Origin of the sequence: Streptomyces sp. NPDC008150, from assembly GCF_042956945.1 — a bacterium.
In the GTDB taxonomy this organism is placed as follows: Bacteria; Actinomycetota; Actinomycetes; order Streptomycetales; family Streptomycetaceae; genus Streptomyces.
This window is the reverse complement of sequence record NZ_JBIBHJ010000005.1, coordinates 93,636-117,244: the sequence shown is the minus strand read 5'-3', so window position 1 is coordinate 117,244 and position 23,609 is coordinate 93,636. Positions and strand designations below refer to the sequence as shown.

Annotated in this window: 20 protein-coding genes; 7 read left to right on the top strand and 13 right to left on the bottom strand. The window is 74.4% G+C overall.

Annotated elements, in window-relative coordinates; translation table 11 throughout:
• Nucleotides 1–240: 240 nt before the first annotated feature.
• The gene (locus tag ACFZA0_RS14595) at nt 241–1,383 is read right to left on the bottom strand and encodes a phosphotransferase (protein ID WP_391015661.1); all 1,143 of its coding nucleotides are present in this window, start codon (nt 1,381–1,383) and stop codon (nt 241–243) included.
• Nucleotides 1,384–1,615: 232 nt separating this feature from the next.
• On the opposite strand from ACFZA0_RS14595, the gene ACFZA0_RS14590 reads away from it, so the two are divergent.
• Nucleotides 1,616–3,124, top strand: a complete 1,509-nt coding sequence (locus tag ACFZA0_RS14590; RefSeq protein ID WP_391015658.1) for a hypothetical protein — start codon at nt 1,616–1,618, stop codon at nt 3,122–3,124.
• A gap of 81 nt (nt 3,125–3,205) precedes the next feature.
• Here the strand turns inward: ACFZA0_RS14590 and ACFZA0_RS14585 are convergent, their stop codons facing one another.
• Nucleotides 3,206–4,681, bottom strand: a complete 1,476-nt coding sequence (locus ACFZA0_RS14585) for a PAS domain-containing protein (RefSeq protein WP_391015655.1) — start codon at nt 4,679–4,681, stop codon at nt 3,206–3,208.
• Nucleotides 4,682–5,005: 324 nt separating this feature from the next.
• Between ACFZA0_RS14585 and ACFZA0_RS14580 the strand changes: the two genes are divergently transcribed.
• Nucleotides 5,006–5,419 carry an SsgA family sporulation/cell division regulator gene (locus tag ACFZA0_RS14580; protein WP_391015652.1) on the top strand — a complete coding sequence of 138 codons (414 nt, stop codon included), beginning with the start codon at nt 5,006–5,008 and terminating at the stop codon, nt 5,417–5,419.
• Nucleotides 5,420–5,459: 40 nt separating this feature from the next.
• Here the strand turns inward: ACFZA0_RS14580 and ACFZA0_RS14575 are convergent, their stop codons facing one another.
• The 4 genes from ACFZA0_RS14575 to ACFZA0_RS14560 form a co-directional block, all read right to left on the bottom strand.
• Nucleotides 5,460–6,482 (bottom strand): Gfo/Idh/MocA family oxidoreductase, encoded by a 1,023-nt coding sequence (locus ACFZA0_RS14575; RefSeq protein ID WP_391015650.1) that lies wholly within the window; start codon nt 6,480–6,482, stop codon nt 5,460–5,462.
• A 219-nt stretch (nt 6,483–6,701) separates the two neighbouring features.
• Complete coding sequence (locus ACFZA0_RS14570; protein ID WP_391015647.1) at nt 6,702–7,796, bottom strand: chemotaxis protein; 1,095 nt, start codon at nt 7,794–7,796, stop codon at nt 6,702–6,704.
• 126 nt (nt 7,797–7,922) lie between these two features.
• On the bottom strand, nt 7,923–8,432 hold the full coding sequence (locus tag ACFZA0_RS14565; protein ID WP_391015644.1) for a DUF4232 domain-containing protein: 510 nt from the start codon (nt 8,430–8,432) through the stop codon (nt 7,923–7,925).
• A gap of 172 nt (nt 8,433–8,604) precedes the next feature.
• Nucleotides 8,605–10,272, bottom strand: coding sequence for an alpha/beta fold hydrolase (locus ACFZA0_RS14560; RefSeq protein ID WP_391015642.1), 1,668 nt, complete (start codon nt 10,270–10,272; stop codon nt 8,605–8,607).
• Between the two features lie 293 nt (nt 10,273–10,565).
• Here ACFZA0_RS14560 and ACFZA0_RS14555 point away from each other — a divergent pair, with 293 nt between their 5' ends.
• The gene (locus tag ACFZA0_RS14555) at nt 10,566–11,288 is read left to right on the top strand and encodes a chaplin family protein (protein ID WP_391015639.1); all 723 of its coding nucleotides are present in this window, start codon (nt 10,566–10,568) and stop codon (nt 11,286–11,288) included.
• Nucleotides 11,289–11,483: 195 nt separating this feature from the next.
• Here ACFZA0_RS14555 and ACFZA0_RS14550 read toward each other — a convergent pair whose 3' ends face one another.
• Nucleotides 11,484–11,747, bottom strand: a complete 264-nt coding sequence (locus tag ACFZA0_RS14550; protein WP_391015637.1) for a GlsB/YeaQ/YmgE family stress response membrane protein — start codon at nt 11,745–11,747, stop codon at nt 11,484–11,486.
• Between the two features lie 215 nt (nt 11,748–11,962).
• Here ACFZA0_RS14550 and ACFZA0_RS14545 point away from each other — a divergent pair, with 215 nt between their 5' ends.
• Both ACFZA0_RS14545 and ACFZA0_RS14540 read left to right on the top strand, forming a co-directional pair.
• Nucleotides 11,963–13,417 carry a hydrolase gene (locus ACFZA0_RS14545; protein WP_391015634.1) on the top strand — a complete coding sequence of 485 codons (1,455 nt, stop codon included), beginning with the start codon at nt 11,963–11,965 and terminating at the stop codon, nt 13,415–13,417.
• A 322-nt stretch (nt 13,418–13,739) separates the two neighbouring features.
• Nucleotides 13,740–14,276 carry a GNAT family N-acetyltransferase gene (locus tag ACFZA0_RS14540; protein WP_391015631.1) on the top strand — a complete coding sequence of 179 codons (537 nt, stop codon included), beginning with the start codon at nt 13,740–13,742 and terminating at the stop codon, nt 14,274–14,276.
• A gap of 146 nt (nt 14,277–14,422) precedes the next feature.
• On the opposite strand, the gene ACFZA0_RS14535 is transcribed toward ACFZA0_RS14540, so the two are convergent.
• Nucleotides 14,423–14,923, bottom strand: coding sequence for a hypothetical protein (locus tag ACFZA0_RS14535; protein WP_391015629.1), 501 nt, complete (start codon nt 14,921–14,923; stop codon nt 14,423–14,425).
• Between the two features lie 206 nt (nt 14,924–15,129).
• Nucleotides 15,130–15,768, bottom strand: coding sequence for a sigma-70 family RNA polymerase sigma factor (locus tag ACFZA0_RS14530; protein WP_391015627.1), 639 nt, complete (start codon nt 15,766–15,768; stop codon nt 15,130–15,132).
• A gap of 69 nt (nt 15,769–15,837) precedes the next feature.
• Here ACFZA0_RS14530 and ACFZA0_RS14525 point away from each other — a divergent pair, with 69 nt between their 5' ends.
• Nucleotides 15,838–16,896, top strand: coding sequence for a MerR family transcriptional regulator (locus tag ACFZA0_RS14525; protein ID WP_391015624.1), 1,059 nt, complete (start codon nt 15,838–15,840; stop codon nt 16,894–16,896).
• Between the two features lie 157 nt (nt 16,897–17,053).
• A complete protein-coding gene (locus ACFZA0_RS14520; RefSeq protein WP_391015621.1) occupies nt 17,054–18,295 on the top strand; it encodes an FAD-dependent oxidoreductase in 1,242 nt (413 codons plus the stop codon).
• A gap of 166 nt (nt 18,296–18,461) precedes the next feature.
• Here the strand turns inward: ACFZA0_RS14520 and ACFZA0_RS14515 are convergent, their stop codons facing one another.
• The 4 genes from ACFZA0_RS14515 to ACFZA0_RS14500 all read right to left on the bottom strand — a co-directional run bounded on the left by ACFZA0_RS14515 (nt 18,462) and on the right by ACFZA0_RS14500 (nt 23,535).
• Entirely contained in the window at nt 18,462–18,854 is a 393-nt protein-coding gene (locus ACFZA0_RS14515; protein ID WP_391015618.1) for a hypothetical protein, read from the bottom strand.
• Nucleotides 18,855–18,973: 119 nt separating this feature from the next.
• A complete protein-coding gene (locus ACFZA0_RS14510) occupies nt 18,974–20,500 on the bottom strand; it encodes a cryptochrome/photolyase family protein (protein ID WP_391015617.1) in 1,527 nt (508 codons plus the stop codon).
• Complete coding sequence (locus ACFZA0_RS14505) at nt 20,487–21,860, bottom strand: FAD-binding domain-containing protein (RefSeq protein ID WP_391015614.1); 1,374 nt, start codon at nt 21,858–21,860, stop codon at nt 20,487–20,489. The genes ACFZA0_RS14510 and ACFZA0_RS14505 overlap by 14 nt, the downstream gene beginning before the upstream one ends.
• A 145-nt stretch (nt 21,861–22,005) precedes the next feature.
• A complete protein-coding gene (locus ACFZA0_RS14500) occupies nt 22,006–23,535 on the bottom strand; it encodes a DUF2867 domain-containing protein (RefSeq protein ID WP_391015611.1) in 1,530 nt (509 codons plus the stop codon).
• Nucleotides 23,536–23,609 lie beyond the last annotated feature (74 nt).

Here is a 23,609-nt window from a genome sequence, read left to right as displayed (position 1 = left end):
TTACCGACGATCCGTCAATCATGCCCAGCGGAAGGCGATTTCCCATGTCAGGCGGGCTCGGCGGGAGTTTCGCGGCGGCGGCTCCCGGGCCTGCGCGGCGTCAGTGGAGTACACCAATGTCCGTGCGGCGGACGGAGGTTGGGCCGACTTTTCCGGCGCCGCCCGGCCGCCCCGCGCGCGGGCACGACAACGGCCCCCGGTGCGCCGCTCGGGGCGCGCCGGGGGCCGTCCGTGCTCGGCTCAGCGGGTGCCGACCGCCGCGCGCACCGCCTTGCGGGCCATCTGGCAGTCGTCGTGCAGACGGCGCAGCAGCATCCGCTGCTCCTCGCCGGTGGGCAGGCTTCCCGGCTGCACGATGCCCGCCGCCGGGACGGCGCTCTCGTGCATCGAACGCTGCACGGCCGTCTCGTACGTACGGATCTCGCGGGTCAGGACGAGCATGAGGTTGACGAGGAAGGCGTCCCGCGAGGCGGGTCCGCCCGACTGGGCGATCTGGCTGATCTGCCGACGGGCGACCGGCGCGTCCGCGAGGACGGTCCAGAGCGTCGCGAGGTCGTAGCCCGGCAGGTACCAGCCGGCGTGCTCCCAGTCCACGAGCACCGGGCCCGAGGGGGAGAGCAGCATGTTCGACAGCAGCGCGTCCCCGTGGCAGAACTGGCCCATCCCCCCGCGTCCCGACGCGTGTGCGATGCCGTGCACCAGCTTCTGCAGGTCGCCCAGGTCGCGGTCGGTGAGCAGTCCCAGCTCGTGGTAGCGGGAGATCCGCGCCGCGTAGTCGAGTGGGGCGTCGAACGTGCCCGCCGGGGGCCGCCAGGAGTTCAGCCGGCAGATCGCGCCCAGCGCCGCGCGGATGTCCGCCCGGGGCGGGGCCTCGGCGGGGTGGCGCTGGAGCGCCGCGACCCGGCCGGGCATCCGCTCGATGACCAGGGTGCAGTTGTCCGGGTCCGCCGCGATGAGGCGGGGTGCTCGCACCGGGGGACGGTGCCGGACGAAGGAGCGGTAGGCCGCTATCTCGTGCCTGCTCCGCTCGGCCCAGGCCGGGGAGTGGTCGATTAAGCACTTCGCCACGGCCGTGCTGCGCCCCGTCGTCCCGATCAGCAGGACCGACCGTCCGCTGCGGCGCAGCACCTGGACCGGTGAGAACTCCGGACAGATGCGGTGCACCGAGGCGATCGCGGTGCGCAGTTGGGCCCCCTGGGGACCCGACAGGTCGAGTCTCCCGCTGAGCGGTTGGGTGCCGGCCCCGGGGACGCGCCGGGCCCTGCCCGTGCCGAGCACGGGTCCCGCAGGGCGCGCGGGGTCCAGGTAGGGGCCGCCGCCCGCCGGGCGGGAGCGAAGCGGCCGGGGCGGGGCGGACACGGAGGACGATGCTGCTGCGTACATGGGCGTTACAGATCCCTTCGTGTGCCTGCGACGTCATCACGCCACCCGCCCGACGGCCCATTCGCATCCTGGGGAATGTCCCTCGGCTGCCGGGTCGGGGTGGCGCATTCCTACCTGACACCCGGGCGTCCGTGGCACACCATCTGGCGTGCCCTGGCGAACCCTGGCGAATAGTCGCCCGGCAACTCTGCCGGGGCTACTGTCAACTCAGCCGAGAACCTGGGGGCTTGACGTGAACGGACAACCCAACACCCGTCTAGCGGACCTGTTCGGCCTGGCCGGCTGGTCCAAGGGCGAGCTCGCGCGGCTGGTCAACCGGCAGGCGGCGGCCATGGGCCACCCCCAGCTCTCGACCGACACCTCGCGGGTGCGGCGTTGGATCGACACGGGAGAGATCCCGCGCGATCCGGTTCCGCGGGTGCTGGCGGCTCTGTTCACCGAGCGTCTCGGCCGTGTCGTGACCATCGAGGATCTCGGTCTGGTCCGGCACGGGCGTACGGGGAAACGGCAGGCCGACGGGACGGAGAGAACTCCCGACGACATGCTCTGGGCGCCTGGCCGGACAGCCGCGGTCCTCACCGAATTCACGGGAATGGACCTCATGCTCAACCGACGCGGCTTGGTGGGCGCGGGCGCCGCGCTCGCCGCAGGAACCGCATTCAGCAGCGCCATGCAGGAATGGCTGCGGGGCGACCCGGCCCTGGTGGCCGACGCCCCCGACTCATCGGCACCGCGCTACGCGGAGACCGCCGGATTCGACCGCTACGAGGCGGCACCCGTCGGCTCGCAGGAGATCGACGAACTGGAGCGCTCCGTCGAGGTGTTCCGCGCGTGGGACGCGGCCCGCGGCGGCGGGCTCCAGCGCAAGGCGGTGGTCGGCCAGCTCAACGAGGTGGGCGGCATGCTTGCCTACCACCACTCGCCCCTTCTTCAGCGGCGCCTCTGGGGCGTCGCCGCCAACCTGGCCGTCCTCGCGGGCTGGATGTCCCACGACGTCGGCCTCGAACCCACGGCCCAGAAGTACTTCGTCATCGCCGCGCACGCGGCCCGGGAGGGCGGTGACCGGCCCCGCGCGGGCGAGGCGCTCTCCCGCGCCGCCCGGCAGATGGTCCACCTGGGCCGTCCCGACGAGGCACTGGACCTGATGAAGCTGGCCCGGTCCGGCTCGGGCGACGAGGTACTGCCCAGGACCAGGGCGATGCTCCACACCATCGAGGCCTGGGCGCAGGCGTCGATGGGCAAGGGCCAGGCGATGCGCCGCACCCTGGGCCAGGCGGAGGACCTGTTCGTCTCGGACCGGGGCGACGTCCCGCCGCCGAGCTGGATGCAGACGTTCAAGGAGGAGGACCTGTACGGCATGCAGGCGCTCGCCTACCGGACGCTCGCCGAGCACGATCCGGCCGCCGCCGTCCACGCGCGGCACTACGCGGAGAAGGCGCTGGAGCTGAGGGTCGACGGCCGGCAGCGGTCGAAGATCTTCGACTACCTGTCGATGGCGTCGGCCTGCTTCATCGCGCACGAGCCGGACCAGGCCGACCGGTACGCGCGGCTCGCCCTGATGTCGATGGGGTCGAACTCCTCGCTGCGCACCTGGGACCGGCTGCGCCAGATGTACCGGCTCACCGCCGAGTACGACGACTACCCGAGGATCAGCCAGTTGCGCGAGGAGATCGAGCAGGTGCTGCCCAGGACGACACGGAAGGAGACGAGGGGCAGGGGCGCCGGCAGCACGCAGGTCTGACGCGGCGGGTGTGTACGGCCACGGGGACTGCTTCCCCGGGCTCCCCGGGCGGGTTGTTGTCCCGGTGGGTGGTTCGGCCCGTCAGTCGGTGACGCGGACGACGAGCACGGGGGCGTCCGTGGCGTGCCCGGCGGCCGGCGTCAGCTCGTCGGCCAGGATCCGCAGGCAGTCGTGGGCCGTCGGCGCGGTCGCGACGTCCGGTGCCAGGGCGAGGAGTCGGTGTTCCGCCGTGCCGGTGCCGCCGCGCAGCAGGACCACGTCGCCCGCCCGCAGGGTCTCCCGCACCTCCGGAAGCGTGGGGGAGGGGGACCGGCCGGGCAGGGTGCCGTGCTGCTCCGGACCGCCGTCCGGCCAACTGCTGTCCGGCCAACTGCTGTCCGGGCGGCTGCCGTTCGGGGTGCTGCCGGTCGGGGTGTCGGCGTTCACGGTGCCGTCGTCGCGGGCGCCGAGCACGCGGCCCGTCCCGTCGCGGAACAGCAGGGGGGCGGGGCCTCCCGTGCGCGCCCACACCAGAGTGCGGGTCGGCGGGTGGTAGCGGCAGCACACCGCCGTGCCGTGCGTGGGGGCGAGGGTGGCCGTGCGCAACTGCTCGTACTGCACGAGCAGTCGGCCCGGTCCGGCGCCCGTCGTCGCCATGCCCCGCAGGGCGCCGAGCAGCATGGCGCCCGCGGTGTCCACCGCGCCCTCACCCCGCAGCGAGCCGAGGCTCAACAGGCTGTCGCCGTCGATCAGTTCGAGGGCGTCGTGCCAGTCTCCGGGGTGGGGCCCGCCGACCCGGTCCGGCAGGTGTGCCGCCACGTCCAGATGGCCGGGCCCCCGGCCGGGGGCCCGCAACGAGGAGGCGCGCCACGCCACTTGGGGGCCGGGCGCGGGCCGCAGGGCGGCCACTTCCGGCCGTCCGAGCGAGGCGCGGCTGTCGGTGACCGTGCGCTGGCTGCGGCGCAGTTCGCTGACGTCCCGCAGCACGGCCCACATCGCGACGGCGCCGCCGTCGCCGTCGAGGACCGGCTCGCCCATCATGTGCACGGTGCGCACGGTGCCGTCGGGGCGTACGAGCCGGAACTCCCCGTCGATGGGGCTCGCGTCGACCAGGCAGTCGGTGACCATCGTGGTCAGCTTCGGGCGGTCGGCGGCGAGCACGAGCGAGGGCAGTTCGTCGAGGGTGAGGGGCGCGGTGCCCGGTTCGCGCCCGACGATGCGGTACAGCTCGGCGGACCAACTGGCCTCGTCCGTCAGCAGGTTCCACTCGGCGCTGCCGACCCGGCTGAGCAGCGAGCCGCGCGGCGGTCCCGCGTCCGGTGCCACGGCGTCCGGCAGGTCGGGCGGTCCTTCCCGTAGTTGCGCCAGGTGTTCGTCGAGGTCGTTGAGCTGATGCAGCGCCAGGTCGTAGAGCGCGCGCTGCCAACGGTCGAGGGGAGCCGCCGAGTCGCCGCGCGCCTCGCGCCGGACGGCGTCCACGTCGCCCATCAGCCGCCGCGTCTGCGAGATCAGCGCGTCGACCGAGCCGCGCCCCGGAGGCGTGGCGGCCGGCTGGTCTGCGGATACGGGGGACGGCATGACGTACTCCGATGCGAGGAGGGTCCGGCCACGGTGTGCGACGGGGCCGTTACGACTGTGGCACAGCGCGCGACGTCCCGTAAGCGGTTTGGCAAGACGCGACGGGTCGGTGCCCCGGGCATATGCCAGCGTCTTCCGGTCGTGAACTCCCCGTCCGTCGGCCACCGTTGACGGCGCTTCATCACCCCGCGAGCGGTTTGACCCTTATGCGTGTGACGCGGTTCACACAAATCGATGCCGTCCGGGCGTAATGCAAAACGTGTTTGCGAGGTCGTAAAGGCATGCCGGTAAACCGGCGGACCCTCACCGCAGTGGAGAACGACCATGGACGTCACCGTCGAACAGTCCGCCCGTGCCCGTCTGATCACCGCGGAGGAGCAGGAGATCCCCGTACCCGCCACGCTCCGGTACACGGCGGAGGATCCGCTCGCCGTGCACGTGGACTTCCCGCCACAGGCGTCGCTGGACGGCGACGCCGTGTCCTGGACCTTCGCCCGCGCCCTGCTGGAGGACGGCCTCGCGCGCCCGGCCGGCACCGGCGACGTGCGGATCTGGCCGTGCGGACGGGCGCTCGCGGTCCTGGAGTTCCACTCGCCGTACGGGCTCGCCCTGCTCCAGTTCGACATCCCCGCCCTGCGCCGGTTCCTGGTGCGCACGTACGCGGTGGTCCCGGCCGGGCAGGAGGACGTCTCCGCCGTGGTCGACCGGGGCCTCGACTACCTCTTCGGCAACGTCTGACCGGGACGCCCGGCCGTCCGGGAGCGCCGGCCGCCCCGCCCTACGACGGGTCCGCGTACAGGGCCGGCCGCGGGGCCAGGGAGACGGCGACGCGCGTGCCGCTCTCCAGGGACCGCACGCCCGCCTCGGCGACGGCGGACGAGGCGTAGCCGTCCCACGCGGACGGGCCGGTCACCGTGCCCCGCCGGGTCGCGTCGACCCACGCCTGCACCTCGCGGTCGTAGGCGTCGGCGAACCGCACCAGGTAGTCCTGCGGGACCTCCGCGCCCGTCGTGCCGCCCGCGGTGACGGCCATCGCGCGCTCCTCGCCGATCCGGGCGCTGCCCCGCTCGCACACGGCCTCGCAGCGCACCTGGTAGCCGAAGCCGCAGTTGACGAAGATCTCCACGTCGACGAGGGCACCGCCCGCCGTCTCGAAGACCACGAACTGCGGGTCCGCCAGCCCCTCGGGGGCGCCCGACGAGGGGCGCGGCCGCAGCACGGTGACGGCGGTCAGCTCCTGCCCCAGCAGCCAGCGGGCGGCGTCGATCTCGTGCGAGACCGAGCTGTCGACGAGCATCGCCGAGGTGAAGTGCGGCGGGGAGGAGACGTTGCGGTGCGTGCAGTGCAGCATCAGCGGACGGCCCAGACCGCCCCCGTCCAGCAGGGACTTCAGCCGTACGTACTCGGCGTCGTAGCGGCGCATGAAGCCGATCTGCGCGAGCCTGCGGCCCAGCCGTTCCTCGGCCGCGACCACCCGCAGCGCGCCGGTCGAGTCCGGCACCATGGGCTTCTCGCAGAGCACCGGCAGCCCCCGCGCGAACGCGGCGAGCAGCGCCTCCTCGTGCGCGGGACCCGGCGAGGCGATCAGCACCGCCGCCACCCCCGGCGCGTCCAGCGCGGCCTCCGTGTCCGTGTGGACGAGGACCCCGTCGATCCCCGCCGCGGCGTCCTTGGCCCGGCCGATGTCCGGGTCGGCGACCGCGGCGACCCGGGCCCCGTTCACCACCCGGTCCAGACGTCGTACGTGGTCGGCACCCATGTGTCCCGCACCCAGGACCGCCACACCCAGCGGCTCAGTCACGATCTTCCGGCTCCTCTCGCGGTCGGCCGCGCAGCCCCGCGGGGCCCGCCCGCCCGTGCCCCGGCCGCCCGTCCCGGGGCGGGCGCGGTCCCGCGGCACACGTGCCGCCGGCCGCCCGGACGGCTGCGCGACCACCAGCGTTTCATGGTCGTCAAGGGCGGCCGGGCGGCCGGTGGCACGTGTCCGCGGGGAACGGCGCGGGAAGCGGGGGAGCGGTCGTCAGTAGCGCAGGACGCCCGCGACGCCGACGTCCTCGCCGAGCGTGCCGTCGGGCACGAAGCGGACCTCCGCGCCGGTCTCCAGGCACTGCTCGACGATCTCGTCCACGATGTCGTCGCGGGAGTCGAGGTCCTCGCTCTCGGCCGGGATCAGGTGGTCCCCGTCGTCGCGGACGGTCACCCGGTAGTTCTCCTCGACGGCCAGCAGCCGGACCCGGCCCTCCTGGGCGGACCAGTACACCTCGTCGACGCCGGCCGCGAACTCCTTGCGCCCGCGCGCCCCTTCGAGCTCCTTCAGCACCTCTCCGGCGGCCCGGCGCGCCTCCTCCTCGCGGACCGGGGCGATCACCTGCCACACGCTCTCCGGGGTGCCCTGGGCGAGGCCGCCGTGCGGGACCCGCACCCCGTGGGCGGCGACACCGCCGACCTCGGTCAGCAGGCCCAGCGCCTCCGTCGCGCCGGTGACGTACAGGGGACGCGGGTGCTCGCGCAGCAGCACGGCCGCCGCCGCGTCGGCCTCGCGCAGGAACTGGCGGGTGCGCTCGTCGGTGAAGGTGCTCGGCAGGTCGCCGATGCGCTCCTTGCGCTCGGAGTCGGGGTCCTCCAGGCTCCGGGCCAGCGGGAAGCCGGCGAGCTCCGCCTCGGCGACCCTGTCCACGCCGCCGCTCCACAGCGTCACCCGGTCCGCCGCCACGGAGAGCACCCAGAAGGGGCGCTCGGACGCCTGTGCGGACACGAGGTTGCGGGTGAGGAAGGTGTCGGAGAGGACGACCCGTTCCGGCACCGTGCGGGCGAGTGTCCACACCTGGTGCTCGCCGGGCGCCGCGAAGATGATCAGCCCCTCCTCGGCGTGGACGAGGTCGACCTCGGCGAGGGCCCGGTCGAGTTCCCGTACGACGTCCTCGCGGCGTTCCCGGGTCACCGCCGGGTCGTCTTCCAGGCGTTTCTTGGCGTCGGCCACCACGTTCCGCAGCCGGACCGGGTCCTGGGCGTTGTCGGGTTCGCGGCGGTGCGTCGGTGTCAGCACGGACACGGCCGGATAGGGACGCGGGCGGCGCAGCTCGGCGAGGACCGTGGGACTCAGGGCATGCTCCATGCCTGCACGATAGGTCGAATCCGACCAAGCGGGCAAACGGTGCAAAAGGGACCATCCGTCCCGGCGCTGCCGACCGGGAGCCCGCCCCGGCGGCAGCGCGGCCCGGCAAGTCCCCCCGCCCTGACGTCAGTTGACGCCCAGTGCCCGGTCCGCCGCGGCGGCCGACGGCTTCCACCAGGTCGTCACCGGCTCCCACACCCGCACGCTGCGCCCGGTGCCCAGCCGTGCCGCCGGGAACGTGCGGCCCCAGTGCTCCCCGGACACGGCCAGTGAACTCGCCCGCCGGGCCTCGGGGTCCGCCGTGTCGGCGATGGTGCGCACCGCCGCGTACGCGGTGCGGCCCGGTCCGATCCGGTACGGGCCGCTCTCCCCGGCGGGCACCGGCAGCGCCGAGCCGTCGAGGCCGCCGAAGGTGACCGTGGGCAGCCGGTCGACCGTGCAGGCCCGGGTGCCGTGGTTGGTGACGCGGACCCGCACCAGCGTGGTGTCGGCGCGGTCCGCGGCGGCGCGCACGGTCACGGACGCCGCGGTGCACGGTGCGGGCCGCTCCGCCGCCTGGCTCTGCGGTGCCGTCAGAAGGGCGGCCGCCGCGGCGGCCGAGACGGCGGGGACGGCGAGAACGGGACGGATGCGCATCGGTTGGTTCCCCTGTTCGGTCGCGTACGGGCCACGGCGGACCGGGTGCCCGCCTGCCCACTACGACGCGCCGGACGCGTGACCGGTTGTGCCGTAATGCCCCTTGTCGCCGTTCTGCGACGCTTTCCCCACGGGTGTGGTGTTCCTGTGTCCGCCGTCCGGCGGACTCCCGTCACTCGCCCGCCGTCGCGGTCGAGTCGTCCGTGTCCGCCGCGCAGGAACTGCCGCTGGGCGGCAGCGAGCCGTAGAGCAGGAAGTCGTCGACCTTGCGGTGCACGCACTTGGACGAGGCGTACCCGGTGTGTCCGTCGCCCCGGTTGTCGAGCACGACCGCCGAGGGGCCCAGCCGCTTCGCCGTCTCCGTCGTCCACCGGTACGGCGTCGCCGGGTCGCCGCGCGTGCCGACCAGGAGCATGTGCGGCGTCGCCACGTTCCGGACGTCGTCGCGGACGAAGTCCGTGCCGCGCGGACGGCCGTAGCACATCAGCACCTCGGTGAGCCGGTACCGGCCGAAGACGGGCGAGGCCCGCTCGTACTCGGCGCGCAGCCGGCCGTACTCGGCGGCGATCCGGTCGGCGCCCGGACGGTCCGGGTCGTCCGCGCAGTTGATGGCCATCAGCGCGGCGGGGAGGTTGTCCGGCGGAACGTCCTCGGCGTCGGTGAGCCCGCCGTCCTCGCGCACGCCGGACGGCTTCGGAACGGTGTGCCGCGGGGCGGGGGCCCAGGGCGCGGGCGCCGTGCCGGCACCGGAGGCGCGCAGGCCCGGTACGCGGCTGCCGCCGGACGTGAACCCCTCCGCGCCGTTGGTGTCGCCGTCCTCCACGAGGGAGGCCAGCGCCCGCTCCAGCGACGGCCACAGCTCCTCGCTGTACAGGGCCTGGCTGATCGCGCCCACGAGGTCCTGGCCGGTGAAGTCGTCCCCGAAGTCGGACGGCACCGGGTTCGCGTCCAGCGACCTCACCAGCCGTACGACCTGTTCGCGCGCGGAGCGGGTGTCCTGGCCGAACGGGCAACCGACGTCCCTGGTGCACCACTTGAGGAAGTCCTCCAGCGCGGCCTGCTGCCCCTGCGCGCCCACCCTGCCCTGCTCGGAGAGCGGTTCGGTGAGGGTGTCCACCCCGTCCAGGGCGAACCTGCCGACCTTCTTGGGGAATTGGGCCGCGTAGACCGCGCCGAGGCGTGTTCCGTACGAGAAACCGAGGTAGTTGAGCTTCTTGTCGCCGAGCGCGGCGCGCATCACGTCGAGGTCGCGCGCCGCGTTCACGGTGCCTATGTGGCGCAGGACGGGGCCGGAGTTCGCGGCGCACTCCCGGGCGGCCGTGCGCAACTGCTCCAGCATCGCGCGAGGGTTGTCGGCACCGGTGTCGTCGGTGCCGGACCACGCGTCCGCCGCCGCGTCGCCGCAGGTGACGGGGGAGGAGCGGCCGACGCCCCGGGGGTCGAACGAGACGACGTCGTAGCCGTTGGTCAGGTCCATGAAGTCCTTGCCGCCGGCTGCGAGTCCGTCGACGCCCGAACCGCCGGGACCGCCGAAGTTCAGCAGCACCGAGGCGTGCGAGCGGCCGGTGCCCCGGTAGCGGGCCATCGCCAGGTCGAGTGTCCCGGCCTTCGGGCGCGCGTAGTCGAGGGGCACGGTGACCTTGCCGCACTGGAGGTCGGCCGGCATGTCCGGCCCCTCGCAGGCCGCCCACGTCACGTGCTGGCGGTAGAAGCGGGACAGGTCGGGGCGCTGATCCTCGGCGACGGCCGTCGGCAGGCCCGTGGACAGCAGGGACAGGGCGACGGCCCCGACGTACGCGCAGCGCGCGGCGGCGGTGCGGGGGGACAGCAGGGCCGGCATCGAAGCCTCCAAGGGCGCTCGTAGCGGACCGGCGGCTGCGCCCTCGCTCACCATAAACGCGACCCGGAAGGGCCGCCTCCGGGCGAATACGGCGTCGCATGTTGACGTGTCCGTGGGATTTCACGACAGATAGGACTGAATTGCCGCGCATTCGATATCTGTGCGCTCGATGGGGTGAAAGGGCGATTAGCCATAACTCGCCTGCATCGCGCGCGTTTTAACCGGGTGCGGGCGACTGCCCGCGTTCAGGTCGGAAGGCAGGGAAACCTATGAGACGGGCCACGCGAAACGGCGTGATCGCCGTTGCCGCCGCGTCCGGTGCGCTGGCCATGGCCGCACCGGTGTACGCCGACGCCGGAGCGGACGGGGCCGCGGCCGGCTCACCCGGAGCGGTCTCGGGCAACACCGTGCAGCTCCCGGTCAACGTCCCCGTGAACCTCTGCGGGGACACGGTGAGCGTGGTGGGGCTCCTCAACCCCGCCATGGGCAACAAGTGCGTGAACGGGACGGACGGCCGGGAGCGGTCGGGCGCCCGCGCGGGTGGCTCGCGCTCCGCCCACTCGGCCGACTCCGCCTCCGCGCGGGAGCGGTCCGCCAGGAACGGCGGCGGGGCGGTGGCGAGCGGGGACGCCGTGGGTTCGGCGGGTGTGCTGGGCGGCAACGGGCTGAAGCTGCCGGTCGACCTCCCGGTCAACGTCAGCGGCAACTCCGTCAACGTGGTCGGCGTCGGCAACCCGTCCTTCGGCAACGAGTCGGTGAACACCCCCGACACCCCGGAGACCACGCCGCCCGCCCCGGAGCCGGTGCGGCCCCCGGCGCCGCACAGGTCGCACGGCACCCCGCGCAACCTGCCGCCCGCGCCGCAGCCGAACGAGGCCGTCCCCGCGGAGCTCGGCGCGTCCGCGTCGCTGGCGCACACCGGCGCGGACGAGACGGTGCCGCTGGTCGCCGCCGGCGCGCTGGTGCTGGCGGGCACCCTCCTGTACCGCCGCTACCGGCCGGCCGCCGGGCGCTGACCCCGCGCATCGGCGAACGAGGCCGCCGGGCCACCCTCGGAGGGTGGCCCGGCGGCCTCGTTCGCGCTGTGTGCTGTCCCGTGAGGGACCGTTCCGTCGGTGTTGCGGCCGGGCGGCGTGCCGGTGCCCGGACCCCGGGGACGGTCGTGTGGGGCGGCGGCCCCGGTGGGCCCGGTCTCCGCCTCGTCCGGTCGGTCAGCGGCGCGCCATGCTCCGGTCGAGCGCCGCGATGCCGACCGCCGCGAGGGCGATCTGGATGAGCCATTCGATCCAGTCCACGCCGTTGGTGTCCTGGACGCCCAGGCCGTGGGCGATGAGTGCCCCGATCCACGCGGCCACGATGCCGACGACGATCGTCAGCAGGATGCCTATGTGCTGGCGCCCGGGAACGACCAGTCGTCCCAGCACGCCGATGACGATGCCGATGATGATGGCACTGATGATGCCCGAGATCTCCATGTCCGCCCCTCAGTTCGACGCTTGGCTGAACTGCATGTGCCCCGAGATTTGCGGCGCACACCGCTCCTCCTGGCATCACGAAACTCTGTTCACCGCGCGGTCATGCCATGTACCTTTCAATCGTTCCACGCGTGTAGAACGCCCCAACTACCGTTCTACGCGCGGAGATTGCGCCCGCACCGCCTCTCCATCACCCCACACGGAGGTTTTGCCGGATGCCTGGATCGATCGGATCTGCAAGAGCCCGTCGCGGACTCACGTCCGCCCTGGCCGGACTGGGGCTGCTCCTCGCCGGAGCGTCCCTCCAGGTCACCAGTGCCGCCACCCCCGCACAGGCGGCCACCACGCACCGCGTCCTGTTCGACAACGCCCACGCCGAGACGGCCGGCAACGCCGACTGGATCGTCTCCACCAGCCAGCCCGACCCGCTGGGCCAGGACTCCACGCCGTCCGCCGAGACCGACTGGACCGGCGCGCTGTCCTCCTGGGGCGTCGCGCTCCAGAAGACCGGCTCGTACAGCCTGAAGACCCTCCCCACCGGGTCCTCCCTCGCCTACGGCGGCTCCACCGCGACGGACCTGGCGAACTTCGACACCCTCGTCATTCCCGAGCCGAACACCCTGTTCACCACGGCCGAGAAGACCGCCATCATGACGTTCGTCAAGAACGGCGGCGGCCTGTTCATGATCTCCGACCACACCGGCGCCGACCGCAACAGCGACGGCTACGACGCGGTCGAGATCTTCAACGACCTGATGACCAACAACAGCGTCGACAGCACCGACCCGTTCGGCTTCTCCATCGACGTCCTCGACGTCGCGTCGGGCTACCCGGCCGCCATCAGCGACAGCACGAACCCCGTGCTGCACGGCTCGTTCGGCACCGTCACCAAGAGCCTGATCGCCGACGGCACCACGGCCACCCTCAAGCCCGCGGACAACTCGTCCGTCAAGGGCCTGCTCTACCGCAGCGGTTACTCGGGCAACACCGGCGCCTTCTTCGCCACCAGCACGTTCGGCAGCGGCCGGGTCGCGTTCTGGGGCGACACCTCACCCGTGGACGACGGCACCGGACAGTCCGGCAACACCCTGTACGACGGCTGGAACGACACCGGCGCCACCAACGCCCCGCTCGCCCTCAACGCCACCGAATGGCTGTCCGGCGCGGGCAGCAGCAGCGGCGGCGGGGGAGGCGGCACCACCTGCACCGCCGCCCAGCTCCTCGGCAACCCGGGCTTCGAGTCCGGCGCCACCACGTGGACGGCGACCAGCGGCGTCATCACCAACTCCAGTTCCGAGGCCGCCCGTTCGGGCTCCTACAAGGCATGGCTGGACGGCAACGCGGTGGCCACCACCGACACCCTCGCCCAGTCCGCGGCCATCCCGTCCGGATGCGCGGCGACGCTGAGCTTCTACCTGCACATCGACACCGCGGAGACCGGCACCACCGCGTACGACACCCTCAAGGTGCAGGTCCTCAACAGCTCGGGGACCGTGCTGAGCACCCTGGCGACGTACACGAACCTCAACGCGGCCTCCGGGTACACCCAGCGCAGCTTCGACCTGTCCGCGTACGCGGGGCAGACCGTGACCGTCAAGTTCACCGGCACGGAGGGCACCAAGCTCCAGACCTCCTTCGTGGTCGACGACACGGCGCTGAACGTGAGTTGAGCCCGTCCCACCGGCGACGGACGCGGCCCGCCGCCGGGACCCGCCGGAACCCGGCCCGCCCCCGGCACGCGGGCGGGCCGGCCGGGGCGCGGACGGCGGCCGACCCCACGGGCCGCCGCCCGCGCACCGTGAGCTAGAGTCCGATCACCAGTACAAGAAGCCTCCCCGGCCGGACAACGGTCCACCGGGGAGGCTTCTTCGTGTTCAAGGGCCCTTCCGGGCAGGGCTGTCCGCCGCGCGGAGGGGCCACCGGCGGCGTGCCCCGCGCCGCCGGCCCCGTCAACCGTCAACCGTCAACCGTCAACCGTGCACCGGGAGAATCGTGTCCGACCTTCGCGTACGCCCCGCCACCCCCGCCGACCGGCCCGTCGTCGAGCGGCTGTGGGCCATGTTCCAGCACGACCTGTCCGAGTACCGGGGCGAACTGCCGCGCGCGGACGGCACGTTCCGCGACGAGCGGCTCGTGTCCGCCTTCACGGAACCGGGTTGGCGGCCTTACCTGTTCACCTCCGGAACCGAGGCCGGGGCAGGGGCCGTCGGCGCCGGTGAACACGCCGGCAGGCCGGCGGGCTTCGCGTTCGTGCGGGGGCTGACCGGTCCCGCACGGATCCTCAACAGCTTCTTCGTCGTGCGCGGCGCACGGCGAACGGGCCTCGGCGCGCGGGCACTTCGGGAGATCGTCGCCGCCCATCCCGGCACCTGGGAGATCGCGTTCCAGGACGCCAACGCGCCCGCCGCCCGCTTCTGGCCGCGCGCCGTCGGCGCCATCGTCGGCGACGCCTGGACGAAGGAGTACCGGGAGGTGCCCGGCCGGCCGGAGATCGCGCCGGACAGCTGGATCACCTTCCGCGCGGGCTGAGACGCGTCCCGCGGCGGGAACCGGGGGCGGGGGACCCGCGGTCCCGTGGTCCCCGGAGAGCGTCGGCACTCTCCGGGGGGCGGGTGGGAACGGGGGGCCGGTCCTCCCGCCCGTGGCGGCCGCCGGTGGGCCCGGCAGCCGTCCCCCTACCTTCCGCGGCGCGCACCCCCGCGGATGCGGGCGCCCGCTCCGTACCCCGCCGACCCGCGCCGCGCCACCGCGCGCCATCCGCGGGCGAGCAGGGCCAGCCCCGAGGCGGCCAGCAGCAGCCGGGCGCCGCGCGACGACGGCGCGCGGCCGCCGGGCCGCCGCCCCGACCGGGGAGAACGTCCCGCGCGGCCGTGCGGGGCCGTGCCCGCCGAGGACGCCGGGGTCCCCGCCTCCGCGCGGACCTCGGCGAGCACCGCCCGCCACACCCGCGCGGGCGGCGCCACGAGATCGTCCCCGGGCACCGCGGAGCGCCCGGCGGCGACGGCCCGCCGCAACTGCCGCAGGGCGTCGTCGCAGGGGGCGCAGCGCGCCAGATGGGCCAGGGCGAGGGTGAGTTCGGCGCCGGAGTCGACGGGCGGACGGGGCCGCGGGCCGTCGAGCGCGAGCGAGGCGAGGGTGTCCGCCGGGACATGGGCGTAGGGGCTCCGGTCGGCCATGTCGTACCTCTTCCGTCCCGCGCCGGTCACGCCGCGCGCCCGCACCTCCGTGGCGGACCGTGACGTCAACTGACTTCCCCCGCGGCGTCTCCCGCGGATGCACCGCGGCGGAAGCGGCCGACGGGCCGGAGGCGGGCGGCGCGCACCTTTCGCCAACTGCCCGTCACCGGGGCCGCCGTGATCCGCGCGGCGCGGTGGCCGCGCGGTCAGGCGTACCGGTCCTGCTGGAGACAGCGCCGCAGTTGGTGGAGGCCGCGCCGGGCGTGGCTCTTGACCGTGCCCAGCGGCCAGCCGGTGCGCGTCGCGATCTGCGTCTGGGTGAGGTCCTCGTAGAACGCCAGGTGCAGGACCCGTCGCTGCGCCGGCGGCAGCTTGGCCAGCTCGTGGCGGACCAGGACGCGGTCGAGGGCGGCCTCGGGGCGCTGCCCCGCGGGATCGGCGAGGGTGAGGAGGGCGCCCGCCGCGGCGACCAGGGCCGAGCGGCGGGTGCGGGCGGCCAGGGCGTCGGCGATCTTCCGCCGGGTGATCCCCACGATCCAGGCGCCCAGCGGCCCGCGTTCGGGCCGGAAGCCGCCGCGTCCGCGCCACACGCCGAGGAACACCTGCTGGGTGACGTCCTCGGCCTCCTTCGGGTCGCCGAGGGACCGCACCGCCAGTGTGTGCACCAGGGCCGACCAACGGCGGTAGACGGCGGCCAGGCAGGTCTCGTCACCGGCCACGAGCCGCCGCGCGAGGTCCTCGTCCGCCGCCGACTCCTCGACGGGCGCCCGCGACCCGCCGGCCGGTCGCGGGCCGGGGTCGCAGACTCCCGTGCCGGGCACGTCGGCGGACGGTCGAGGGCTCATCCGGCAAGCGTGGAAGCCCAGTTGCAAGATCATCAACTCGCATCGATTCTGCGTCGGTATAGTCGCTCCATGAGCGGGCGCAACGACGAGCCCTCGGGCGAGCAGCGGCCGGAGCCCCGGCCGGTACCGGTATCCACGACCGCGGAGGCGGTCCTCACCACGGGTGCGCTGGCCCGCAGGCTGGGGGTGTCACCCACCACGCTGCGCTCCTGGGACCGCCGTTACGGCATCGGCCCCGCGGTCCGCGCGGACGGACGGCACCGGCGCTGGACCCCGCCGGACGTGGCCATGCTGGAAACGATGTGCCGGCTGACGTCCGCCGGTGTGCCGCCCGCCGAGGCGGCCCGTGCCGCCAAGCGCGGCGCCGGGGTGGTGCCCGACGGTTCCGCGGCCGACCTCGACGACCTCTCGTCCGTGCCGCCCGGCCGGTCCCGCGCGGCGGGCACGCTGCCGCTGGGGGACGTGCGCCAGGAGTGCCGCGGCCTCGCGCGGGCCGCCGTACGGCTCGACGCGCCCGCCGTGGAGGAGCAGTTGGCGACCGCCGTCGACCAGCACGGCCTCACGGTCGCCTGGCAGGAGGTGATGGTGCCGACCCTGCACGCGGTGGGCCGCAAGTGGGCCTCCTCCGGCGACCGTTACGTCGAGGTCGAGCACCTGCTGTCCTGGCACGTGTCGACCACCCTGCGCAGGGCCACCCGGTTCGCGGCCTCCCCCGAGGACGACGGCACGGACACCGCGCCCGTGCTGCTGGCGTGCGTGCCCGGCGAGCAGCACACCCTGCCGCTGGAGGCGTTGAACGCCGGACTGAGCGAACTCGGGCTGCCCACAAGGATGTTCGGGGCGGCCGTGCCCGCGGAGGCGCTGAGCGCGGCGGTGCGCAGGATCGGCCCCGCCGCGGTCGTGCTGTGGGCGCAGGCGCGCTCCACGGCGAGCCTGCCGCTGGCCCGGCACGTCGCCGCGACCCAGTGGGGAGTGCGCGGCGCGCGCACCCAGCCGCTGGTCCTGCTCTGCGGCCCCGGCTGGGCGGGCCGCCCGGTGCACGGCCTGCTGCGGCCCCCGGGCCTGCGCGAGGCGCTGGACACCCTGTGCGGCGCGTACGGAGTGGAGCTGCCCGCGGGGCGGGGCTGAGGGCGGGCGCACGGGGCGTGGCGGGCCCCCGCCGGGCCCGGCGCTGCATCCGTGCGCCCCGCCCGGCCCGAAGCGGTGGCAGGGGCGTGCGTCAGGGCGCACGGCCTCCGCCGCCCGCGCGCCGCCGGACGGCACCACCTCGCGAAGGGTGAACGCCGTGCCCGCCACCCACCCCACCACGGACGTCCTGGTCGTCGGCGCCGGCGTCGCGGGGCTCGCCTGCGCCCGGGACCTGCTCGACGCGGGCCTTCGCGTGACGGTCCTCGAAGCCGGAGACGGAGTCGGCGGCCGGATGCGCACCGACCGGGTGGACGGCTTCACCGTCGACCGCGGCTTCCAGGTCTTCAACACGTCCTACCCGCAGGTCAAGCGCCGGCTGGCGCTGCGCGGCCTGCGGCTGCGGCCCTTCGCGCCGGGCGTGCTCGTGCACACCGACGAGGGCCGGCTGCGCTTCAGCGACCCGAGCCGCCGCCCCCGCACCCTGCCCGACCTGCTGCCGGGCCGGCTCGCCTCCGCCCGCGACCTGCTGGCGCTGGGGGCGCTGTCCGCGCGGGACATGCTGGGGCCGGTCGGCCGGATCAAGCGTGCCGGGGAGCGGACCACACGCACCGCCCTGGCGGACGCCGGCTTCTCCGAGGGGTTCGTCGAGCGTCTCTTCCGCCCGTTCCTGTCGGGGGTGTTCCTGGAGGACGAGCTGGAGACGTCCAGCCGGATGTTCCACCTCGTGTGGCGCAGCATGCTGCGCGGCACCCTGTGCCTGCCCGCCGCCGGCATCGGCGCGGTGCCCACCGCCCTGACGGCGGCGCTGCCCGCCGGGACGGTACGCCTGGAGAGCCCGGTCGAGCGGCTCACCGACGACGGCGTGCTCACCGCGGACGGCACCGAGACACCGGCCCGCGCGGTGGTCGTGGCGACCGCGGCGCCCCAGGCCGCGGGCCTGCTGCCGGGCCTCGACGTCCCCGCCGGGCGGACCGTCACGACGTACTACCACGCGGCCCCGTGCTCCCCGCTGCGCGAACCGGCGCTGCTCGTGGACACGCGACGCCGCTTCCTCAACACCTGCGTCCTCAGCGAGGTGTTCACCGGCTACGCCCCGGCCGGCGCCGCCCTCGTCGCCACCTCCGTCCTGGGTCCCGACACCGAGGGCCGCGAGAAGGAGGTGCGGGAGGCGCTGGACGAGGCGTACGACGCCGACACCCGGACCTGGGACGTCCTGACCGTCCGCACGGTCCGCGACGCCCTGCCCGCCATGCCCCCGCCGCAGCCGCTGAGTCGCAACTCCCGCGTGGGGCCCGGCCGTTACGTGTGCGGCGACCACCGGGCCACCGGCTCGGTGCAGGGCGCGATGGCCTCCGGAGCCCGCGCCGCGCGCGAGGTCCTGACGGACCTGGGCGGGTAGCCCCGAGGGGTTACGGCAACGGCGCGGGACGTGTCGGCGCCGGTGTCGTCGGGGTGGTCAGGACAGGCAGGGCAAGCGCGGCTGCGGGTGAACGACCGCCGCCGGCCGGGCGGTTGCGCACTTCCGGCGGCCGCACCGCACGGCGCTCCTCGCCGATCGCCCGCGGTCAGCCGATGTTCAGGTCGCCGTTGACGGTGCCCGTCTGGACGACCGGTCCCCGCACCTCGCCGCTGACGACGTTGTGCACCGACCCCGTCCCGTCGGCCGGTCCGGTCACGAGCGCGCGCAACTGCCCGGCGGCGGACGGATCCTGCTGGAGCAGCGCGAGCAGCCGTGCCTGCCACCGCGACGCGGACAGCGCGAGACGGGCGTCGTCGGCGCCGACGGCGACGGCACGCGTCGCGTCGAGTTCGGCCTCGACGGAACCGGCGCCGTCGGCTCCCCGCCCGCCGAAGAGGGCGAGCACCCGTTCCTTGGCCGTGGTCCAGGCGTCCTGCGCCATCAACTGCACGATCGTGGTGGCCCCCGACGCCGCCAGCACCGCCAACTCCGCCTCCATGACTCCCCCTTCGCCGCGCCCCGTCCCGCGCCGCCCGTGCGACCGGTCACCGACAGCGTAGGCACGCACCGGCACTTCGACGGCCGGCCGGCGGCACCGCCGGGACCGGACGCCCCGACTCAGGGCGGGGTGTCGCCCCGGTCGTGCTCCTCGGCGAGGAGTCGGTCGAGGTCGGTGAGCCGGTCGAGGCCGTGCACCGCGCGGCTCGTGCGCGGGTTGCGCGCGAGCCGTTCGCGGTGGCGGGCCATGAAGGCCCAGTACCCGGCGGTGAACGGGCAGGCCCGCTCGCCCACTCTGTCGCCCGGCCGGTACGCGCACGGCCCGCACAGGTCGCTCATGCGGTCGATGTAGGCGCCGCCCGATGTGTACGGCTTGGTCGTCATCCGTCCGCCGTCCGCGTACTGGGACATGCCGACCACGTTCGGCAGCATCACCCAGTCGTAGCCGTCGACGAAGCACCGGTGGAACCAGTCCGTGACCGCCCGCGGGTCCCAGCCGCGCTGGAGGGCGTGACTGCCGAGCAGCATCAGCCGGGGGATGTGGTGGGTCCAGCCGGTGTCACGCACCTGGGCGAGGACCGTGGCGAGACAGTTCGCGGTGACCGCGTCCGGGTCCAGTTCGAGGAACCAGTCGGGCAGCGGCGCGTGATGGCCGAGCGCGTTGCGTCCGCGGTACTCCTCGCCGAAGTACCAGTAGAGCTGCCACACGTACTCGCGCCAGCCCGCCACCTGCCGGACGAAACCCTCGACGCTGTTGACCGGCGCGTCCCCCGACCGCCAGGCCCGCTCCGCCCGCTCGACGACCTCCGCCGGGTCGAGCAGTCCCAGGTTCAGCGACGACGACAGCAGGCTGTGGCTCATCACCGGGTCGCCGGCCAGGACGGCGTCCTCGTACGGTCCGAAGTCCGCCAGCCGGTGCTCGACGAACCGCTTCAACGCCGCGAGCGCCTCCCGCCGGGAGGCGGGGAAACGCCGCGGGCCGTCGCGGCCCACGAAACGGACGCCGTCGCGCTCCCAGCGGTCGAGGTCGCTGCGGACCTCGTCGTCGATCTCGTCCTCGCGCGGCCGGTACGGTGCGGCCACGTCGAGGGCGCGGGCGCCCTTCGGCGGCGGCTCACGGTTGTCGTGGTCGTGGTTCCAGCGCCCGCCCGCCGGGTCGGTGCCGTCCATCAGCAGGTCGTGCCCCCGGCGCACCCAGTGGTAGAAGTCCTCCTGGCGCAGCTTGTGCCCGCCCTGGCCGTCCGCCCAGGCGCGGAAGTCCGCGTGCGCCACGAGGAACCCGCGCGCGGGCAGCACCGTGACCCGGTCCAGCGAGGACACCAGCCCCAGCGCGGCCCGCGACGTCGGATGACACACCGTCAACCGGCCTTCTCCGCCGACCTGTCGCAGCCCCTCCCGGTACGTCTCGCAGCGCACGTACCGCACCCGGTCGCCGAGTTCGGCGGCGCGGTGCCGCATCGCGGACAGGACGAGATGCGCCTTCGCGCGGTGGAAGCGGCGCCGCCGGAACACCGACCGGGCCTCGATCATCACGACGGGCGCGTTCCGGTCGGGGCCGCCCTCGCCGGGTGTCAGGAAGTGCGGCCCGAGCTGGTCGCCGAACAACCAGTGCGCGGCCGTCCCCGCGCCCCCGCTACGCCCGGCCACGGGCCCGCCTGAACCGGTCGAGTCCGTCGGACAGTTCGACGATCGGGTCGGGGTAGTCGAGGTGCGCCCGCTCCTCGCCCGCGAGCCGCCACGGCTCGTGCACGGCCGGTGTGCCGAGGTCCGCCAACTCCGGCACCCAGCGCCGCACGTACGCCCCGTCCGGGTCGTAACGCTTCGCCTGCGTCACGGGGTTGAGCACCCGGTTGGGGCGGGTGTCCGTCCCGGTGCCCGCGGTCCACTGCCAGTTGAGCTGGTTGTTGGCCACGTCGCCGTCGACCAGCAGGTCCAGGAAGTGCCGTGCGCCCACCCGCCAGTCGATGTACAGCGTCTTGCAGAGGAAGCTCGCCACCAGCAGCCGGCCCCGGTTGTGCATCCAGCCCTCGTGGCGCAGTTGGCGCATCGCCGCGTCGACGACCGGGTAACCCGTGCGGCCCTCCCGCCACGCCTCGATGTCCGCGTCGGCGTCCGGTCCGGTGCGCCAACGGTCGTCGTGGCCGCGGTAGTCGGCGCTCGACGCGGCCGGCCGGGCGGCCAGCACCTGCCGGTGGAAGTCCCGCCACGCGAGCTGCCGCACGAACGCCTCCGCGCCCGGACCGCCCGCCCGCCGCGAGCGCTGCGTCAGCTCGACGGGGGAGAGGGTGCCGAAGTGCAGGTGCGGCGACAGCCGGGAGGTCGCGTCGCCCGGCAGGTCGTCGTGCCGGTCCTCGTACGCGGCGATCCCGTCGCGCAGCCACGCGGCGAACCGCGTGCGGCCCTCCGCCTCGCCGCCCTCGGCCAGCCCTTCCGAAACCCCCGACAGGCTGTCGCGGGACGGCAGTTGCTCCGATTCCACGTCGTCCGGCACCCGTACGGTCCTGGGCGCGCCGAGGACGTCGCGCAGCCCGTGGTCCGACCAGCGCCTGAAGTACGGGGTGAAGACCGCGAAGTGGTCCGACGACGCGGGCGTCACGGCGCCGGGGGCGACGGCCGTGGTCACCGTGTCGTGGACGTGCAGCCGGCGGCCCTCGCGCTCCAGGGCCTCCCGGAGCCGTTCCTCCCGCCGGTGCGCGTAGGCGCTGACGTCGGCGGCCAGATGGACCTCGTCGGCGTCCGTCTCCGCGGCCACCTTGCACACCTGCTCCACGACGTCGCCCGACCGGAGCACCAGCCGCCCGCCCCGCTCCCGCAGCGCCGCGTCGAGGTCGCGCAGGCAGTCGGCGAGGAACGCGAGCCGGTTGGGCACGGCGAACCCCGCGTCGCGCACGGTCCGGTCGTGCACGAACAGGGGCACCACCTCCCGCGAACCGTCGAGCGCGGCCCGCAGCGGCGGATGGTCGTGCACGCGCAGGTCGGAGGTGAACAGGACGACCGAGACGTTCATGGTGCTGCTCCGGAGCGAGGACGGCGAGGACGGCGGGGAACGCGCGTGGTGGGGGCGGGTGTTGGTACGGCGAGCCGATTCCGGTCCGGAGGTCCGCGCGGATGCGCGACTCACCCGGACGGGCGGGCGCACCCGGGCGGCCCGGTCAGCCCGAGGTGCTCGGCACCCGTCCGGCCGGCTCGGGCGAACGGGCCGCCGCCGCCGCGATGTTGCGGGCCATCCCGCCGAACACCACGGCGTGGAACGGCGAGACGCTCCACCAGTAGGCGTGGCCGGGCAGCCCGCGCGGGTGGAACAGGGCACGCTGGCGGTACCGGGTGCGCCCCTCGTCGTCGGTCTCCGCGTACATCTCCAGCCAGGCCAGGCCCGGCAGCCGCATCTCGGCGCGCAGCCGCAGCAGATGACCCGGCTCGATCTCCTCGACGCGCCAGAAGTCCAGGGAGTCGCCGACCCGCAGATGCTGCGCGTCGCGCCGTCCGCGACGCAGGCCGACCCCGCCGGCCAGCCGGTCCATCCAGCCCCGCACGCCCCAGGCCAGCGGGAAGGAGTACCAGCCGTTCTCGCCGCCGATGCCCTCGATCACCCGCCACAGCGCCTCGGGCGTGGCGTCGACGGCGATCTCGCGGTGGTCCTGGTAGAGGCTGCCGCCCGCCCAGTCGGGGTCGGTCGGCAGCGGGTCGCTGGGCGCCCCCGGCACCGACGCGGAGGACCAGCGGGTGGTGACCTGGGCGTCCTGGATGCGTTCCAGGGCCAGCCGCACGGCCTTGTCGAAGCCGAACGGATGCCCCGGCGGGTCGGGCACGTACCGCTTGACGTCCTCCTCGTGGCAGACGACCTCGTGCCGCAGCGACTCCGTCAGCGGCCGGGCGATGGAGCGGGGCACCGGCGTCACCAGCCCCACCCAGTGGCTCGACAGGGTGGGGGTGAGCACCGGCACCGGCACGATGACCCGCTTGCGCAGGCCCGCCACCTTCGCGTAGCGCAGCATCATGTCCCGGTACGTCAGCACCTCGGGCCCGCCGATGTCGAACGCGCGGTTCACGTCGGCGGGCATCCGGGCACTGCCCACCAGGGTGCGCAGCACGTCGCGCACGGCGATGGGCTGGATCCGGGTGTGCACCCAGCTCGGGGTGACCATCACCGGCAGCCGTTCGGTCAGGTAGCGCAGCATCTCGAACGAGGCCGAGCCCGAGCCGATGATGACCGCCGCGCGCAGCACCGTCGTCGGGACGCCGGACGCGAGCAGGAGGTGGCCGACCTCGGCCCGCGACCGCAGGTGCGGCGACAGTTCCCGCTCCGGCACGCCCCGCGGGGTCAGGCCGCCGAGGTAGACCACGCGCTTGATGCCCGCCGCCGCGGCCTGCTCGCCGAAGATACGCGCCGCGTCCCGGTCGGTGTCCTCGAAGCCCTTGCCGGTGCCCAGGGCGTGCACCAGGTAGTACGCGACGTCGATGCCGCGCATGGCCTCGCCGACCGACGCGGCGTCCGTGACGTCCCCCCGGACCACCTCCACGTCGCCCGCCCACGGCAGGTCGCGCAGCTTCGCGGGGGTCCGGGCCAGGCACCGCACCCGGTGCCCGGCGTCGAGCAGCTCGGGCACGAGCCTGCCGCCGATGTATCCCGTCGCGCCGGTCACCAGGCAGCGCAGCCCCGGCTCCGTGTCGTCGCCCTGCATCGGCTTTCCGTCCTTCCGTACCGTCCGGTCCCCCTGGTCCTCCTCGGTCCCGGTCCGCGCGGGTCCGTGCCTCG

Excerpts from the sequence above, each read along its gene's own strand:
- ACFZA0_RS14595 (WP_391015661.1), bottom strand. The coding sequence starts at position 1,383 with ATGTACGCAGCAGCATCGTCCTCCGTGTCCGCCCCGCCCCGGCCGCTT.
- ACFZA0_RS14585 (WP_391015655.1), bottom strand. The coding sequence starts at position 4,681 with ATGCCGTCCCCCGTATCCGCAGACCAGCCGGCCGCCACGCCTCCGGGG.
- ACFZA0_RS14580 (WP_391015652.1), top strand. The coding sequence starts at position 5,006 with ATGGACGTCACCGTCGAACAGTCCGCCCGTGCCCGTCTGATCACCGCG.
- ACFZA0_RS14570 (WP_391015647.1), bottom strand. The coding sequence starts at position 7,796 with ATGGAGCATGCCCTGAGTCCCACGGTCCTCGCCGAGCTGCGCCGCCCG.
- ACFZA0_RS14565 (WP_391015644.1), bottom strand. The coding sequence starts at position 8,432 with ATGCGCATCCGTCCCGTTCTCGCCGTCCCCGCCGTCTCGGCCGCCGCG.
- ACFZA0_RS14560 (WP_391015642.1), bottom strand. The coding sequence starts at position 10,272 with ATGCCGGCCCTGCTGTCCCCCCGCACCGCCGCCGCGCGCTGCGCGTAC.
- ACFZA0_RS14550 (WP_391015637.1), bottom strand. The coding sequence starts at position 11,747 with ATGGAGATCTCGGGCATCATCAGTGCCATCATCATCGGCATCGTCATC.
- ACFZA0_RS14545 (WP_391015634.1), top strand. The coding sequence starts at position 11,963 with ATGCCTGGATCGATCGGATCTGCAAGAGCCCGTCGCGGACTCACGTCC.
- ACFZA0_RS14535 (WP_391015629.1), bottom strand. The coding sequence starts at position 14,923 with ATGGCCGACCGGAGCCCCTACGCCCATGTCCCGGCGGACACCCTCGCC.
- ACFZA0_RS14530 (WP_391015627.1), bottom strand. The coding sequence starts at position 15,768 with ATGAGCCCTCGACCGTCCGCCGACGTGCCCGGCACGGGAGTCTGCGAC.
- ACFZA0_RS14525 (WP_391015624.1), top strand. The coding sequence starts at position 15,838 with ATGAGCGGGCGCAACGACGAGCCCTCGGGCGAGCAGCGGCCGGAGCCC.
- ACFZA0_RS14515 (WP_391015618.1), bottom strand. The coding sequence starts at position 18,854 with ATGGAGGCGGAGTTGGCGGTGCTGGCGGCGTCGGGGGCCACCACGATC.
- ACFZA0_RS14505 (WP_391015614.1), bottom strand. The coding sequence starts at position 21,860 with ATGAACGTCTCGGTCGTCCTGTTCACCTCCGACCTGCGCGTGCACGAC.
- ACFZA0_RS14500 (WP_391015611.1), bottom strand. The coding sequence starts at position 23,535 with ATGCAGGGCGACGACACGGAGCCGGGGCTGCGCTGCCTGGTGACCGGC.